This window comes from Pseudoalteromonas sp. NBT06-2 (genome assembly GCF_002276045.1).
Taxonomy (GTDB): domain Bacteria; phylum Pseudomonadota; class Gammaproteobacteria; order Enterobacterales; family Alteromonadaceae; genus Pseudoalteromonas.
In genome coordinates, this window is the sequence record NZ_NQMR01000035.1 from 40,096 (window position 1) to 57,208 (window position 17,113).

Here is a 17,113-nt window from a genome sequence, read left to right on the forward strand (position 1 = left end):
CCTTTCTACTGCTCTTTTTCTCGCGTTGTTATACGTATGCCACCATCAGGTAATTTAATAATCTTGATGGTTTTATCATCTTTTTCATTTTCTTTTTTTTCAATGTTTTTTAATTGACTCTCTAATTCTCTTTTATTTTCTGCTAAAGCATCTGAAACAACAACCTGTGAATTATCCTTAGAAAACATACCGAATTTTGATAGTGCAATTACCACTTTTCTATTTTCAGCTCGACCTTCATCTGAGTTATTATTTTCAAATGGGGCATATTGCCCATAACCTTCAATCACCATTCTAGCTGGATTTATACCTTCTTTTTCTAACGCCAGTAGCATTTGAGTTGCACGACTTACCGATAATTGCCAATTAGAGCTAAATACTTCATTATTGATAGGTTGATTATCTGTGTAACCTCTCACTCGAATATAATTTTCTACTCGATTAATAATATTATGAATTTTAGAGACCACTTGTTGAACAGCTGGAGTTGAGGCAGAGCTACCACTACCAAACAACAAACCTGAATTAAGCTCTATAGTTAACCAATCTTCGTTTAATTCTAATTTTGCCTGCCCTTTTTCTATTTCATCAGATAAAGCGGTTTTAAGATCTTGTTCTAATGTATCTAAAGGGCTACCAAGTTTTTTTTGCTTTAAATTAGCTAAATCCCCAAAACCATCAACTAATTCAGGTCCTTTTTCCTCATCTTTTATGGAATTACCATATAAAACAAATTCTGTATCAATTGCATTTTTTGATAAAAGCCCTTTGCCTTGTACTCCAGAACCATCCTGCTCATATTGATTTGCACTTTTATCAAAAACTTGCTCTAGTGAATCTGATAAAATTTTAAATTCATCTTCATTAGCGATAGCTAAAGAATATAAAACAACAAAAAAAGCAAACATAAGTGTCATATAATCGGCATAAGAGACTAGCCAACGATCTAAATTATCTTGGTTATTTTCAAATGCAGACTTACGATAACGTCTCATAATGCTAAGTAGTTCAACCTTTAATAGTATTAACTTGAGAGTAATGTTTTTTTGTTTGATATGCTGAAAGCTTTAACTCTATATTACTTGGGCTTTCTCCCTGTAAGATAGATAACATTCCTTCAGACAGCAATTCATGGTACATCATTTGCTCTTCAACGATACATTTAAGTTTATTTGCAACTGGCAAGAAAAGTAAATTCGCAAAACCAACCCCATAAATAGTAGCGACAAATGCAGTGGCTATACCAGCACCAAGTAATTCTGGCTCTTTGATAAAATTCATCGCTTGTATTAAACCTAATACGGCACCTAAAATTCCAATGGTTGGGCTATAACCTCCCATCGCTTCATAAATTTTTGAAGATTTAATTAACGCTTCGCGGTGAAAAATCAGTTCTACTTCCATTGCTTCTCTAAATTGCTCAGGTTCAACGCCATCAATCATCATATTCAGACCTTTAGAAATAAAATAATCATTACTATTTAAAGCTTCATTTTCTAAGGATAAATAACCGTCTTGACGTGCCTTATTTGACCATGATTTTATTTGTGAAATACCTTGATCAACAGGGTAATATGGTGGTTTTATAATCCAAGAGAACATTTTAATTCCCTGAAGAAAAATTCCAGCGGGTGATTGAAGCATAACAGCGCCTAAAGTCCCACCTATAACAATAAGAAGCGCGGAAAAGTTTACTAAACTTAATAACAATCCGCCTTCAAACCAGTAACCAAAACCAATTGCAAATATTGCAATTAACAGCCCTGAAATTGATAACTTATCCACAACCGACTTCTCTTGTTATTCGATTTGCAACATCTGGTAGTGGAATATTCGCGTCTGAAAGACCTGCATTTGCCACAGCTTGAGGCATACCGTATACAACACATGTTTTTTCATCTTGCACCCATATTTTAGAACCTGCTTGCTTAAGCAATCTAGCTCCATCTCTGCCATCAGCCCCCATACCAGTTAAAACAATTGCTAGCACCGAGTCGTTGTAGCTTTTAGCTATGCTTGCAAACGTGATATCTACGCTTGGTTTATAAGTTATTCTTGCACCTTCATCTTCATAAATACGTATTTTTTGACTCGCTCCACGCCCCTCCACAAGCATTTGTTTTCCACCTGGTGCTAAATAAGCTGTCCCAGGTTTTAATAGCTCACCATTTTGTGCTTCTTTGACTTGGATTTTGCATAAAGAATCCAAACGAATTGCAAATGCAGGCGTAAAAGCGGCAGGCATATGTTGTATTAATAAAATAGGATGAGGAAAATGTTCTGGTAATTGCGTTAATATACTTTGCAAAGCAACAGGTCCGCCTGTTGACGTGCCAATAGCCACAATTTTATATTTTTTCCCTGAGGCTTTCACATCTTGAGATACTTTTCTCCTAGAATTAAAATTGTTTTCAGCAGACTTAACAGAACGTGGCTTTAGCTTAGGTTTTTCTGCAGAAAATGGTATTCTTGTAAATCGATTTAATCTACGTTTACCAATTTCTTTAACTTTTTGTTGCAATAATCGAATTGCTTCTTCTTTATCTCTTGCTATATCTTCAAACTTTTTGGGTAAAAAATCTAGAGCACCAGCGTCAAGTGCATCAAATGTTGCACTTGCGCCGTGATGAGTTAAAGATGAAAACATTAATATTGGCACAGGAGATGCCTTCATTATTTGTTTAACTGCACTAATACCGTCAAGTACAGGCATTTCAACATCCATAGTAATTACATCAGGTTTAATTTTAGCTGCTTTTTCCACAGCTTCTTTACCATTATTCGCCGTGTCAATTACTTCTAATTCTGGATCTTGATTTAATATTTCACTGACTCTTCGTCTAAAAAAACTTGAATCATCAACAACTAAAACTTTAATTGTCATTCAATTTACTCATTTATTTATTTTACTTTTCCAGCATAGTGCTTCAATAAATTTGGCACATCTAAAATTAGCGCTATTCCACCATCAGATGTTATTGTCGCTCCAGCCATGCCAGGCGTCCCTTGTAATAAAGCATCAAGCGGTTTTATAACCACTTCCTCTTGCCCTATTAATGAATCAACGGCAAAACCAACTTGTTGTGTTCCTAATTGAACTATAACAACATGCCCATCCCCACTACGCTGATCAGAAACCGAAGATGGATTTTTAACAAGCCAACTTTCAAGATAAAATAATGGAATAGCTTTATCTCTAACAATGATAGTCAGTTGACCATCAACTATATTCGTTTTAGATAAATCAAGATGGAATATTTCATTAACACATGCCAAAGGTAGTGCAAATGTTTGCTCTTCAACAAGTACCATGAGTGTAGGAAGTATTGCTAATGTTAACGGTACTTTTATCTCTAGCGAAGTACCCGTTCCTTGTTTTGATTCTATATTTATTGAGCCATTTAATTGTGTTATTTTTGTTTTTACAACATCCATACCCACACCACGTCCAGAAATATCAGATATTTCCTCTTTGGTAGAAAATCCTGGAGCAAAAATTAAATTAAATGCTTCATTATCAGTCATTCTTGATGCGAAATCTGCGTCAATAACGCCTTTGCCTATCGCTATATCTTTTAGCTTATTAGGATCCATACCAGCACCATCATCTTCAATGGTTAACAGTATATGGTCCCCTTCTTGAGACGCTGAAAGTGTAACAGTACCTGTTCGAGATTTACCTGAGGCTTCACGTTCATCAGGCATTTCTATACCATGATCAACAGAGTTTCTCACTAAATGCACAAGCGGATCAGCTAATGCTTCAACAAGGTTTTTATCTAAATCAGTATCTTCACCTACAAGCTGTAGATTGATATCTTTTTTCAAACTACGCGCTAAATCACGGACAACTCGAGGAAAACGACCAAATACTTTTTTAATGGGCTGCATTCGTGTTTTCATAACAGCGCTTTGCAAGTCTGCGGTAACAACATCTAAATTTGAAATCGCTTTATTCATGCTTTCACTACTATTAGTGGCACCTAAACTCACTAATCGATTTCGAACTAAAACCAATTCACCAACCATATTCATAATTTGGTCTAAACGTTTAGTATCTACACGAACTGTCGTTTCAGCTTGAACAGCAGGTGTTTTAGCTGCTGGTTTATCAGGTGATTTAGGTTGAGTAGCTGGCTTTGATTCAACTTTTGGTTTTGATTCTATTTCAGGTTTAACTTTAGGTTTAGGTATTGCTTGTTCTTTTTTCACTACCTTAGGTTTATTAACTGCCACAGAATTTTTTTGAGTTGATGGTTCAACAGATTTAGGTTCTTGACCTTTCCCGTGTAATTCATCTAATAAAGCTTCAAACTCATCATCAGATATATCTTCAGAATCAGAACTCATATCAGGAGAAACTACATTATTTTTTTCAGGCGTTTTCTGCGGATTTTCAGTTTCACCAAAAGACCCAACACCATGCAATTCATCTAATAAGTTTTCAAATTGGTCATCGGTTATATCTCCATCAGAAGTATCAGCTGATGTTTCTGATTTATTCTCGATGATAGGTCCTTTACCTGCACCATGTAATTCATCAAGTAAATTTTCAAATTCATCTTCTGAAATATCGTCAATGCTTGAATCGTCTGTGCTTGTATCATCCATATCGAACAATACATCATCAGATTCTAAACTTTCTGCTGGACTTTGTGTTTCCTGTGGTTCAATTTCAGGTGGTGTAACTTTATTACTTTCACCTTTACAAAGCTGGTGCATCGCTTTTAGGAGGCTAGGATCTGCCGGTTCAGGCTTTTCTCTATTTTGTATGCAAGCAAACATTACATTTATACAATCAAGTGCTTGCAATATAACATCCATCAATTCAGGGGTAACACTAAGTTGCCCTTGGCGTAAAATATCGAATACATTCTCAGCACCATGACAAGCATCTACCAGCTCAGTCATAGCTAAGAAACCAGCACCACCTTTTACAGTATGAAATCCCCTAAAGATAGCATTTAGCAAATCAGAATCTTCAGGGTTATTTTCTAACTCTATAAGCTGCTCAGATAATAATTCGAGAATCTCTCCGGCTTCAACCAAAAAATCCTGCAAAATATCTTCATCTAGTTCAAAACTCATGCAGCAGTTCTCCCTCTTAGAAACCTAAACTTGATAATAAGTCGTCAACATCATCTTGATCTGATACTACATCATCTCGTTCTAATGCATCTATAATCGGACCCTCTGCAACTTGATCTAATTCTTTTTCAACTTGTAGAGATAATTCTATATCTTTTTCTTCTATGGCTTCACTTTCAGGTAATTTACCATCTAGTGGTGAACCAAAAACCTTGAGCATATGAATTAAGCTTTCTTCAACTTCACGTAAAAGCTCAATTACTCTGCGAATAACTTGTCCTGTCAAATCTTGAAAATCTTGGGCCATTAAGACTTCAGTCAGTAGACCTTGTAGTTTTTGAGTATTACCTTTCGTATTTATAATAAACGCATCTAAACCATGGCATAACGATTTAAACTCACCAAGCTTAAGATCTCGATTCATTAATCGTTCCCAAGAGGGCTTGATATTGTCGAGGTCGCTTGTTAATTTATCAGCTAAAGGTAAGCCTACCTCAATAGCATCCATCGTTTTATTCGCAGCATTCTCCGTCATTTTTATAACATAATTTAATCGCTCTTTTGCATCAGGTAATGCATCTTGCGTTAAATCAATAAGCTTTGAATCTAACTGAAAATTATTTAATGAGTCATGTAATTGACGAGTTAACTTACCAACCTCTTCAAATAACTCAGATTGCATCTGTGTTGTTATTTGCAGTAGCAATTCATCAGCTTGATCTTGTTCATTATTCTCAAGTAACAACACAAGTTGCTTTGCTTGTTCAAGTGTAATTTGAGGTGAATCAGTTGACATTATTAACTCATTCATAATTTAACCTAATCGCTCAAACACTTTTTCCAATTTTGTCTTTAGCGTACCTGCAGTAAACGGCTTTACAATATAACCATTTACTCCAGCTTGTGCAGCAGCGATTATTTGTTCTTTTTTAGCCTCAGCAGTCACCATTAATACTGGAATATGCTTCAGACTATCATCAGCACGAATTGCTCTTAATAAATCAATACCTTGCATACCTGGCATATTCCAATCAGTTACGACAAAATCAAAGTTTTGATTTTGTAGCATTGGTAGTGCAGTGCTACCATCATCCGCTTCCTGAACATTAGTAAAGCCTAAGTCTCTTAGCAAATTTTTAATGATTCTTCTCATAGTAGAAAAGTCATCAACTACAAGAACTTTCATATTTTTATCCAAAACATCCTCCTGTGAGGTACGAACTCAAGGTTACAACCACTTTATTTAAACCCAGTCACTGACTTTAGCTTTTAGCCTAATCATTGCCTGTCCATGTATCTGGCTAACACGAGACTCACTTACATCTAGTATTTGCCCAATCTCTTTTAAATTCATTTCTTCATTATAGTAGAGAGATAATACAAGAGCATCTCTTTCAGGCAATGTTTTTATTGCCTTTATTAATGAAGTATTGAATTTATCATTCTTTATTAATGTAAAAGGTGTGTCATTTGGTAATTTATCTGATGATATTTGTAGCACATCCTCATCAACACCTAGATCTTCTATTCCTAGAATTTTCCCCGAATTCACATCATTAAGAATATGATGGTATTCATCGAGTGTAATATCAAGTTTTTCAGCAACTTCTATGTCTTTTACTTCACGACCTAACTGAGATTCCAGCTCTGAAATAGCCTGAGCTACTTGTCGACTGTTTCTATGTACTGACCTTGGTACCCAGTCACCCTTTCTTATTTCATCAAGCATAGCTCCTCTAATCCTTATGCCTCCATAAGTTTCGAAGCTTGCTCCTTTTGTACTATCAAAGTTTTTAGCAGCTTCAATCAAGCCAATCATTCCTGATTGAATTAAATCATCTAACTGCACACTGGCTGGTAATCGAGCAAGCATATGGTAAGCGATACGCTTAACTAAAGGCGCATGACGCTCCACAACTTGAGTTATATGATTGTTATCATTATATCCAGCTACTTTATTCACTAACAAAAATGCCTTTAGCGGTTTACTAGTTTTTCAATAAAAAATTCCAAATGTCCCGAAGGTTGATTTGGAATTGGCCATTTAGCTGCTTTTGTTGCTAATGTTTTAAAAGCTATTGCGGCAGGAGATTTAGGAAAAAGATCAACAATTGTTTTTTGTTTACGTGTTGACTTCCTCATATTTTCGTCAAAAGGCACCGTAGCAACAAGTTCTAAAGAAACATCTAAAAATCGATCCGTTACTTTAGAAAGTTTTGCAAAAAGCTCCTGCCCTTCTCTTAAACTTCTCACCATATTTGCAATAATTTTGAATTTATAAACTCCGTGCTCACGGCTTAATATTTTTATTAAAGCATATGCATCCGTTATTGAAGTCGGCTCATCACAAACCACCATTAATACATCTTGTGCAGCACGAGAAAAGCTTAATACCATTTCAGATATACCTGCAGCGGTATCAACAATTAAAACATCATAATCTGCATTAAGCTCACTAAATGCACGTATTAACCCTGCATGCTCTGATGGAGAGAGCTCAACCATAGTTTGGGAGCCAGATGTTGCCGGCACAATTCTAATGCCATGCGGTCCTTCAACTAAAATATCTTCCAATTCACACTCACCGGAAAGTACATGCGATAAATTTTTCTCTACACGTAAACCTAACATCACGTCACAGTTAGCTAAACCTAAATCGGCATCTAATACAAGAACTCGTCTACCTTGTTGTCCCATGGCAATTGCCATATTCAAAGAAACATTTGTTTTGCCTACGCCACCTTTACCACCAGTTACTGAAATTACTTTAACTGCATTCTTATTCTGTTTCATCATACGCAGGCCACTTGCTTGATCCATAACTGTATTAATCATACATTCCTACTGTTTGAGATTCTACCGTTGAATCTCTTTGATATTGTGCTTTAGTCTTTTTAGCATACATTTGTTCTGCTTTTTTAACCAATTTTTCAGCATTTGCAACTCGAATGTCTTCAGGTACGCGCTGACCATTAGTAAGATACCCTATCGGCAGACGATTTTGAATCGCAATACTGATAATTTCTCCTAAACTAAGACATTCGTCAAGTTTGGTGAAAATACAACCACTTAACTGTACCTTTTTAAAATGCTTTACTGTTTCTTGTAAAACCTCCACCTGAGCTGTTGCACTTAAAACTAAATAACTGCGAATATCAACTTTTACATTTCTCATTAGTGTGTTTAATTGCTCAGTAAGGCGTAAATCTCTTTGACTCATACCTGCTGTGTCTACTAATACTAGACGTTTACCACGTAAATGATATAAAACTTCAGCTAATTCATTAGCATCTTTTACTTGCTTAACTGGACAACCTATAATTCTGCCATAAGTTGCCAACTGTTCATATGCACCTATACGATATGTATCTGTTGTAATTAATGCAACTTTATCAGCACCAAATTTTTGTGCTCCTAATGCTGCGAGCTTTGCAACTGTCGTTGTTTTCCCAACACCCGTAGGACCTACTAAAGCAAAAACACCACCTTGACGCAATATTTCATTGTTAGTTGTATATAGCTGACTTTGAACCATTTCTAACAAAGCTTGCCATGCTTTTTTTTCTGATACGTCATCAGGAATGAAACATGCCATTTGATCCGCAACATCATCACTAATACCCATACCCCTAAGCCTTTCGATCATATATGCACGGGTTGGATCTCTTCTAGCTAAATCTTGCGTCATTAAACCTGAAACTTGATGCTCTAAAAGTTGACGAATTGCAGCCATTTCATCTTGCATCGCTTGCATTTCTTTATTATTTAGCTCTTTATTTACTGAATTTTCTAATGCTCTTTCTGGTTTATTTGATTTTTTATACCAAGGTGATTCAAATGAATCATCATTAACTTCCTCAATATTTTCATCAAACTTGTTATTAAACATATTTGACTGTTTATTTTCTTTCGACTGAGTAGACTGCCTATTAAGTAAAGCCTCTAAACTATCCGCAACATTAGCTTCAGGTTCAGCTTTAGCCACTAATGGTTTAGGGCGTACAAAGTTATTAACCTTTGAACTATATTGCGAATTCATCTGTGTGTGAGCGTTAACATTTGAATGAGTTCTCGCCTGTTTCTGTGCAACGGATGTTTCTGTCCTGGCTGCTACCTTAGCCTGAACAGGTCTTTTGTCATAATCAACAGCAGCAACAATTTCGACGCCATCTGCCATTTTTTTATTCGACATAATGACAGCATCTAGGCCTAACTCTTCTTTAACTTCATTAAGAGCTGTACGCATATCCTTAGCAAAAAAACGTTTAATTTTCACATTCTACCCCTTATCTTTATTATTGCTGACCAACAGAACTGATAATTTTAATTTGTTTTTCATCTGGCACTTCTTGATAAGAAATAACTCTTAAACCAGGAATTGTATTTTTTACAAATCGTGATAAAACAGTTCTTAGCATGCCTGAGGTCAACAATATTGAAGGCTCTCCTGACATTTCCTGGTTTTGATGTGCTTCACTAAGAGAGTTTTGTAATCTCTCAGCAAGCCCAGGTTCTATGCCAGCACCTTCATCGCCTGCATTCTGAAGTGACTGGTGCAACATCTGTTCCAACTCAGGAGCCAAAGTTATGACAGGTATTTCATTTGATGCGCCAGCAACATCTTGAATGATTAATCTACGTAAAGAAATACGCACTGCAGCCGTTAATACATCAGCATCCTGACTTCTTGGTCCATACTCAACAAGAGTCTGTACAATTGAACGCATATCCCTAATTGGCACACCTTCATTTAATAGATTTTGTAATACTTTAACGATAGTTGTAAGCGGTAAAACATCAGGAACTAAACCTTCAACTAAGCGTGGGTGGCTTTTTTCTAGCATATCTAATAAGTTTTGAACTTCTTCATGGCCGAGCAATAATGCCGCATTATTATGCAACAATTGGCTTATATGAGTAGCAACAACCGTGGCAGCATCTACTACTGTATAACCTAGAGATTGTGCTTCATCTTTTTGTTCAGGGCCGATCCAAACTGCATCTAAGCCAAAAGCAGGATCTTTAGTCTCTATGCCAGCAACAGGGCCAAAAACTTGGCCTGGGTTAATAGCAAGTTCATTACCATGCTTTAATTCACCAACACCAGTAGAAACCCCCATTAGCGTGATCTGATATGCATTTGGATCTAACTCTAAATTATCTCTAATATGTACAGGAGGCACTAAAAAACCTAGCTCTTGTGATAGCTTTTTACGGACACCTTTGATACGACTTAATAATTCACCGCCTTGAGCCTGATCTACCATAGGAATAAGTCTGTAGCCTACTTCTAAGCCTATTACATCAACTTGTTGTACATCATCCCAATTCAATTCTTGTTGCTCTTGTGTCACTGGAGTCGAAGCGCCTGAAGCATTTGTAGACATCCCAGTTCCTGTAGCACTTTGCTCTGCTTGGGCTTGCTCGTCAGCAATTATTTTATGTCCGTAGTATCCAATTGCACCAATTATTATTCCTAAAGAAATAAAAGATAAATGAGGCATGCCAGGGACTAAACCCATAGTGATCATGATGCCAGAAGCAATATAAAGTGCTTTTTGATTACCTAATTGCTTAGAGATTTCTTCGCCCATTTTATGAGATTCATTTTGACGAGTTACAACAATCGCAGTACCAATTGACAGTAGTAAAGAGGGCAATTGAGCAACTAAACCATCACCTATGGTTAATAAAGTATAAACCTCCATCGCCGTAGTAAACGGTAAATTATGTTGGATCATGCCAACAAATAAACCACCTACAATGTTAATCACTAATATGACAATACCCGCGATGGCATCACCTTTTACAAATTTACTCGCACCATCCATTGAACCATAAAAATCAGCTTCACGGGTGACTTCACCACGTCTGTCTCTAGCTTCATCTGCAGTTATAAAACCAGCATTTAAATCAGCATCAATTGCCATTTGTTTACCTGGCATTGCATCTAATGTGAAACGTGCAGAAACTTCAGAGATACGCCCGGCCCCTTTAGTGATAACAACAAAGTTAATAATTATCAGAATAATAAAAACAACTAAACCAACAGCATAATTACCACCTATCACAACATTACCAAAAGCAGCTATCACTTGCCCTGCTGCATCAGGCCCATTATGACCTTCTAATAAAACAACTCTAGTACTTGCAACATTTAATGCTAATCTTAATACTGTTGCTATAAGTATGACGGTAGGGAAGGCACCAAAGTCTACCGGCTTTAGCGTGTAAACTGTGATTAACAAGACAAGTAATGCGAGGGCTATATTAAATGAAAACAGCATATCTAATAAAAATGGGGGCATAGGTAAAACCACCATAGCAAGCGCTGCTAATACTAGTAAAGGTGTACCAACACCTTTTAGATAATCCATTTTTTCATTATTTAACTGAGTAAAAACTGCCTTTAAATCCATACAACTACAATTTCAAAAAATTGACACTGATTAGATTTTAGCAATTATCATTCCATTTTTTTGAAGCGATTAAATTAGTGTTTAACCGTGTTTTAACTCTTCTGGAATAGGAAGTTTATTACTTAGCTTAGTAGGTCTTTTCCCCCTGCCTTTTTTATATTGTTTCAGCTGAAAAACGTAAGCTAATACTTGTGCTACTGCAACAAATAGTTGGTCTGGGATTTGAGCTCCCACTTCTGTGAAATGGTGTATAGATCTCGCTAATGGCGGGGATTCTAAAATTGGAACTTCATGTTCTTTTGCAATTTTTTGTATCTGCAATGCTATTTGGTCTATACCTTTGGCCAAAACAATTGGTGCACCTGCTTTATCAGTATCATATTTAATGGCAACTGCATAATGCGTTGGATTAGTCACTATGACATCAGCATCAGGTACATCTTGCATCATTCGCCTTTGAGACATCTCTCTTTGTGTTTGTCTGATCCTCGCTTTTATTTGCGGATCACCTTCGCTACTTTTATACTCATCCTTAATTTCTTGCAAACTCATTTTTAACTGTTTGTTATGGTTCCACTTTTGAAATGGGGCATCCACGAGAGCCACTATCGTTAAAGTGCAAGATAAACCTAAAAAAACCCAAGCTAAAATAGTAAGTGAATGCTCTATATTATTTGGTGCAGACTCTAGGCTCAGATGTAATATCTCGTCAAAATATCCAATGATGATAAAAATTGCGACACCAGCGATTAAACCAAATTTTAATAATGCTTTTATTAATTCAATTGCAGCATGCGGCCCAAACATACGAATAAAGCCTTTTGCGATTGACATTTTACTTGCTTTTGGTGCTGCAGCTCCCCAACTAAAATTAAACCCCCCTAGAAATGTATTGCCAATGAAAGCTGCAGCTAGAATAATTGAAACAAACATAGCCAAACCAAACCAAAGTTCTCCTGCCACTTCACCCCAAGCAGAAAACATTTTAGTTGTATCGTAAGTTTCATTATGATTTAAGTTCAGCATTCTTTTCATTATTTTTAATAATGCTTTACCAATGTCTGGACCATACATAATTAAAGAAACAGCAGACATAATTAATACAAATGCAGTACCCGTTTCTTTTGAACGGGCTATTTGACCTTTCTTTTTTGCGTCTTCTAAACGCTTGGCGGTGGGATCTTCTGTTTTTTCTGCACCCGAATCTTCAGCCATAATTTACCTTTCTATACTCTAATAATATCAATGTTTAACTACAACCTATCATACCGCACATTAATTTAATCATTTGCAGCCATTGAAGCTCAAATTGTGCAGTAAAATTACCTAAGGTAGCCCAAATAATGACAAGACCTGTTAATAAGGTAAATGGAAAACCTATCGAGAATATATTTAATTGAGGAGCAGCTCTTGTCATAACACCAAATGACATACTGATAATCAGCATAGCTGTTAATGGTGCTAAAGATAAAACCAGCGCTGTAGCAAATAACCATCCACCCCAGTTAGCTATCGTTCTATAGTTTTCTATATTCCACCAAGTGGCATCAATTGGAATCATAATAAAACTATTCACTATCATTTGAATCATCATTAAATGACCGCCATAAATCCAAAAAAGCAAAGTCGCTAAAATCAAATAAAATTGCCCTACGGCTGGTACACTTTGTCCATTTGAAGGATCAATTACTGAAGCAAAACCGAGACCTGTTTGCATAGCCAAAATTTGACCCGCTAAAACAAAAGTATTCAATAATAAAATAGAGGCAAAACCAATAGCAACACCAATCAGTAATTGCTGAATGGCAACTAATATCATCTCTAATGATAATAAGTTGGTAAATTCTGAAGGCGGAATTGTCGGTAATGCAACAAAAGTAATTAACATAGCTAAGGATATTTTAATACGACTAGATACATTCTTTGCACCAATACCGGCCATAACCATTAACATGCTTGAAATTCTAATAAATGGTAATATGAAATCAGAAAGCCACTGAATAATAATAGATACAGGATATTCCATGATGTTTAAATTACCCCATTACTTCAGGTATATTCATAATTAAAGTTTTAAAAAAATCGATAAGCTCTTGTGTTAGCCAATGACCACCAAAAATTAAGGCTAATAAAGTAACGATAAGCCGGGGTAAAAAACTTAACGTTTGCTCATTAATCGAAGTTGCGGCTTGAAATACAGCAACAACAAGACCCACAGTTAAACTCGGAATGATAATTGCCGCAACAAGCTTAATAACCAAAAACAAAGCATTGCTCATTATCTCTACAACTATTTCCGGTTCCATTTAAGATCCAAGCCCAAAACTTTTAGCCAAGGTACCCATAACAAGCCCCCAGCCATCAACTAAAACAAATAGCATAATTTTAAAAGGCATTGACACTATCATGGGAGATAGCATCATCATACCCATCGCCATCAAAATACTTGCTACAACTAAATCAACAATTAGAAATGGAATAAAAAACATAAAACCAATAATAAACGCAGTTTGAAGTTCACTGGTAATAAACGCAGGTATAATAACTAAAAAAGGTGTATCTTCCGGTTTATCTAATTGTGATAGTCCTGCAATTTGCGTAAATGTTTCTAAGTCTTTAATTCTTGTTTGCGATAACATAAACGCTTTTAATGGCTCTTTAGCTTCGGTTAGAGCTTGTATAGAAGTCATCTCTTCATTGAGATAAGGTGTGATTGCACGATCATTTATATTGTTATACACCGGTGCCATAATAAATAAGCTCATAAATAATGACATACCAACAAGTATTTGATTTGAAGGTGTTTGTTGTAAACCAATTGCTTGACGTAGGATACCTAATACAACAATTATTCTGGTAAATGATGTCATCATAATAACAGCGGCTGGAATAAAACTCAGAGCTGTCATCATGGCTAATACTTGCAAAGTAACAGAGTAATCTTGTGATCCATCTGCATTTGAAGTAATAGTTAAGGCTTGTAATCCTTGATCTGCGTAAGTATTTCCACAGATAAAAAATAACAAAGTAATCATTATAATTTTATACATTTTTATTATTCTTTTGTTGAATATTTTCTTTTTGTGGATTGAGTAATTGACTAAGTGATTTTGCCAATTGTGGTATTTCTTTAGCCTCCAAAGGCTTTTCTAATTGATATAAATAGTTAATTGCATGTGGAGTCACCCCTAATAAGTGTTGTTTATCATCTATTTCAATCACTATTAATCGCTCTTTATTTCCTAAAGGAATAGAGCGAATCACTTTAAACTCATCTAAATTAGTCAATTGCGGATTAAATTTTTTAACTAATATAGCTAAGATAACAATAATACAAATAACAAGTGCAAGAGACATTGCCATCGACATGAGATTTTGCATGCCATCATTAGCCGCAAACGCTAAATTTGGCAGCAAAAAGATACCAATAAGAAACCGGTATTTTTTCATCGTAATTTTTTGATCCTTTCGATTTGGCTAATTACATCGGTGAGACGTATACCAAACTTATCATTCACTACAACCACCTCACCATGTGCAATCAAAGTACCATTAACTAAAACATCTAATGGCTCACCAGCAACACGATCTAACTCAACCACGGAACCTTGGTTTAATTGCAGTAAGTTTCTAATACTGATTCTTGAACGCCCCACTTCCATCGAAATAGTAACGGGAATATCTAAAATAGTATCAAGTTTTCTTTTTTCATCAACAGTTAAGTCTGTTTTTTCATCTGTTAACTCTTCCAGTTCAGCGAGCTCTGCTTCATCATTTTTCTCGCCTTCTTCCCCACCTTCGGCTTCGGCTAAAGCTGCGGCCCATTCATCCATTGTATCTTTATCATCACTCATATAAAAAACCTTTCAACCTTTTAAATTAATCTCTAAACAAAATATAGTGTTTTACGCTACCAATCTAAATCGACGCCATCAGATAAATGCATATCATCTTCAAGTAATGCAAGCTCAGCATCTGAGTCTAGTTTTTTACCACCTTTGGTAAATACATGTAATTCAGATTTAACTGATTCGGGGCGTTTAATCTTTTCACTAATTTGAACTGCAATATTATCGCGTGAACGACCCATTTTAGCGCGGTATGTCGGTAAATCTTCAATAAATACGGTAATATGCTCTGGCATATCAACAGGTATTACATCTCCGGTTTCAAGCTCCATGATTTGCGATAGTGATAAATCAACCTCAAGCATACGCGTTGATAAGTCCACTTCCACATCCATAATTTCATCTCTTAGCGCTTTACTCCAGCGTAAATCGGTGTCTTCGGTATCAGATTGCACACCTGCATCAAGTAATTCTCGGATAGGTTCAAGCATAGAGTAAGGTAAGGCAATATGAAAATCCCCACCTCCACCATCTAATTCGATATGAAATGAGCTAATCACAACAACTTCTGTTGGACTTACAATATTAGCCATTGCTGGGTTTACTTCTGAGTCTAAATATTCAAAAGATACATCCATTACTGGCGCCCAAGCATCTTTATAATCTTCAAAAATAATTTTTAGTAACATTTGAACGATACGACGCTCGGTAGGTGTAAATTCTCTGCCTTCAATTTTTGCATGATATCTACCATCACCACCAAAAAAATTATCAACGAGAATAAACACTAAACGTGCTTCCATCGTTATTAAACCAGTGCCTTTTAAAGGTCTAAAACGCACCATATTTAAACTTGTCGGGACGAATAAAGTATGGATATATTCTCCAAACTTTATCATTTGTACACCATTAATCGACACTTCAGCAGTGCGGCGCATCATATTGAATAAACTAATCCTCATATGACGTGCAAATCGTTCATTCACAATCTCCAGGGTAGGCATTCGCCCACGAACAATTCGATCTTGAGAAGAAAAGTCATATTGTAGGGCTTTACCATCACCGGATTCACCACCTTCTTCTTCATCTTCATCTTCCTCAACCTCATCGACACCATGCAATAGCGCATCAATTTCGTCTTGGGATAATAAATCGCTCACCCTACTTCCTCATCATTGCATTACAAAACCAGTAAAGAGTATTTTTTCAACTACTTTATTGCCTTCAATTTCGCTCAGTGTATTTTGAACTTCTTGTAAAGATTTTGTTCTTAAATCTGCTTTACCTGCACTGGTACTCAATGCATCTGCATTAGCAGTAGAGAAAATACTTAATAATGTACCTTCAATTAAAGGAATATGTTTTTTTGCTGCTTCCTCATTAGCATCACCACGGACCAACAATTGAACTTTAATTTGCACTAAACGATCTCGCCCTGCACCTGGAACATTAAATACAAAGGGTCTTGGCATGCCAACATAAAGTGCAGTGCCCAGCTCTGCCTTTTCACCCGATGGTGCGGCACTTTGCGTTTCTGATGATTCTTCAGTTAATGTTTCCTCAGTTTCTGGAACATCCCCATCTGACATCATGAAAAAAGCGCCAACTCCCCCTGCAATTAGCACCACCACAGCAATTATAATGAAAAGCATTTTCTTGCTTTTACCTTCACCCGCTTCGATTTCTAAATCATTTTCTTCAGCCATTTATATTCCCTGATAAAGTATTATGTGATTATTCATTAATTATAACGGCTAT

At 36.1% G+C, this 17,113-nt stretch carries 18 protein-coding genes; all 18 read right to left on the reverse strand.

What is annotated here, in order from left to right:
• Nucleotides 1–5 precede the first annotated feature (5 nt).
• Nucleotides 6–995: a flagellar motor protein MotB gene (locus tag CJF42_RS09415; RefSeq protein ID WP_095366444.1), complete on the reverse strand. Its 990-nt coding sequence runs from the start codon at nt 993–995 to the stop codon at nt 6–8.
• A gap of 13 nt (nt 996–1,008) precedes the next feature.
• Complete coding sequence (locus CJF42_RS09420) at nt 1,009–1,785, reverse strand: flagellar motor protein (RefSeq protein WP_095366445.1); 777 nt, start codon at nt 1,783–1,785, stop codon at nt 1,009–1,011.
• Nucleotides 1,778–2,884, reverse strand: coding sequence for a protein-glutamate methylesterase/protein-glutamine glutaminase (locus tag CJF42_RS09425; protein ID WP_095366446.1), 1,107 nt, complete (start codon nt 2,882–2,884; stop codon nt 1,778–1,780). The genes CJF42_RS09420 and CJF42_RS09425 overlap by 8 nt, the downstream gene beginning before the upstream one ends.
• Nucleotides 2,885–2,901: 17 nt before the next feature.
• Nucleotides 2,902–5,088, reverse strand: a complete 2,187-nt coding sequence (locus tag CJF42_RS09430; RefSeq protein ID WP_095366447.1) for a chemotaxis protein CheA — start codon at nt 5,086–5,088, stop codon at nt 2,902–2,904.
• A 16-nt stretch (nt 5,089–5,104) separates the two neighbouring features.
• The gene (locus CJF42_RS09435) at nt 5,105–5,899 is read right to left on the reverse strand and encodes a protein phosphatase CheZ (RefSeq protein WP_502694783.1); all 795 of its coding nucleotides are present in this window, start codon (nt 5,897–5,899) and stop codon (nt 5,105–5,107) included.
• A gap of 3 nt (nt 5,900–5,902) precedes the next feature.
• Complete coding sequence (gene cheY, locus CJF42_RS09440; protein ID WP_095366448.1) at nt 5,903–6,286, reverse strand: chemotaxis response regulator CheY; 384 nt, start codon at nt 6,284–6,286, stop codon at nt 5,903–5,905.
• A 45-nt stretch (nt 6,287–6,331) separates the two neighbouring features.
• Nucleotides 6,332–7,051, reverse strand: coding sequence for an RNA polymerase sigma factor FliA (locus CJF42_RS09445; RefSeq protein ID WP_252097572.1), 720 nt, complete (start codon nt 7,049–7,051; stop codon nt 6,332–6,334).
• Between the two features lie 14 nt (nt 7,052–7,065).
• Nucleotides 7,066–7,923: a MinD/ParA family ATP-binding protein gene (locus CJF42_RS09450; RefSeq protein ID WP_095366449.1), complete on the reverse strand. Its 858-nt coding sequence runs from the start codon at nt 7,921–7,923 to the stop codon at nt 7,066–7,068.
• The gene (flhF, locus tag CJF42_RS09455; RefSeq protein ID WP_095366450.1) at nt 7,916–9,364 is read right to left on the reverse strand and encodes a flagellar biosynthesis GTPase FlhF; all 1,449 of its coding nucleotides are present in this window, start codon (nt 9,362–9,364) and stop codon (nt 7,916–7,918) included. The genes CJF42_RS09450 and flhF overlap by 8 nt, the downstream gene beginning before the upstream one ends.
• A gap of 19 nt (nt 9,365–9,383) precedes the next feature.
• The gene (gene flhA, locus CJF42_RS09460; RefSeq protein ID WP_095366451.1) at nt 9,384–11,507 is read right to left on the reverse strand and encodes a flagellar biosynthesis protein FlhA; all 2,124 of its coding nucleotides are present in this window, start codon (nt 11,505–11,507) and stop codon (nt 9,384–9,386) included.
• Nucleotides 11,508–11,588: 81 nt separating this feature from the next.
• A complete protein-coding gene (flhB, locus tag CJF42_RS09465; RefSeq protein WP_095366452.1) occupies nt 11,589–12,722 on the reverse strand; it encodes a flagellar biosynthesis protein FlhB in 1,134 nt (377 codons plus the stop codon).
• A gap of 34 nt (nt 12,723–12,756) precedes the next feature.
• Nucleotides 12,757–13,533, reverse strand: coding sequence for a flagellar biosynthetic protein FliR (gene fliR, locus CJF42_RS09470; protein ID WP_095366453.1), 777 nt, complete (start codon nt 13,531–13,533; stop codon nt 12,757–12,759).
• Between the two features lie 10 nt (nt 13,534–13,543).
• Nucleotides 13,544–13,813, reverse strand: coding sequence for a flagellar biosynthesis protein FliQ (gene fliQ / locus CJF42_RS09475; RefSeq protein WP_095366454.1), 270 nt, complete (start codon nt 13,811–13,813; stop codon nt 13,544–13,546).
• On the reverse strand, nt 13,814–14,542 hold the full coding sequence (gene fliP, locus CJF42_RS09480) for a flagellar type III secretion system pore protein FliP (protein WP_502694785.1): 729 nt from the start codon (nt 14,540–14,542) through the stop codon (nt 13,814–13,816).
• Between the two features lie 7 nt (nt 14,543–14,549).
• Nucleotides 14,550–14,957, reverse strand: coding sequence for a flagellar biosynthetic protein FliO (fliO, locus tag CJF42_RS09485; RefSeq protein ID WP_502694784.1), 408 nt, complete (start codon nt 14,955–14,957; stop codon nt 14,550–14,552).
• The gene (gene fliN, locus CJF42_RS09490; RefSeq protein WP_095366456.1) at nt 14,954–15,361 is read right to left on the reverse strand and encodes a flagellar motor switch protein FliN; all 408 of its coding nucleotides are present in this window, start codon (nt 15,359–15,361) and stop codon (nt 14,954–14,956) included. Before fliN ends, fliO begins: the two co-directional genes overlap by 4 nt.
• Before the next feature lie 56 nt (nt 15,362–15,417).
• Nucleotides 15,418–16,515 (reverse strand): flagellar motor switch protein FliM, encoded by a 1,098-nt coding sequence (fliM, locus tag CJF42_RS09495; protein ID WP_095366457.1) that lies wholly within the window; start codon nt 16,513–16,515, stop codon nt 15,418–15,420.
• A gap of 12 nt (nt 16,516–16,527) precedes the next feature.
• On the reverse strand, nt 16,528–17,061 hold the full coding sequence (fliL, locus tag CJF42_RS09500; protein ID WP_095366458.1) for a flagellar basal body-associated protein FliL: 534 nt from the start codon (nt 17,059–17,061) through the stop codon (nt 16,528–16,530).
• Nucleotides 17,062–17,113: the final 52 nt, after the last annotated feature.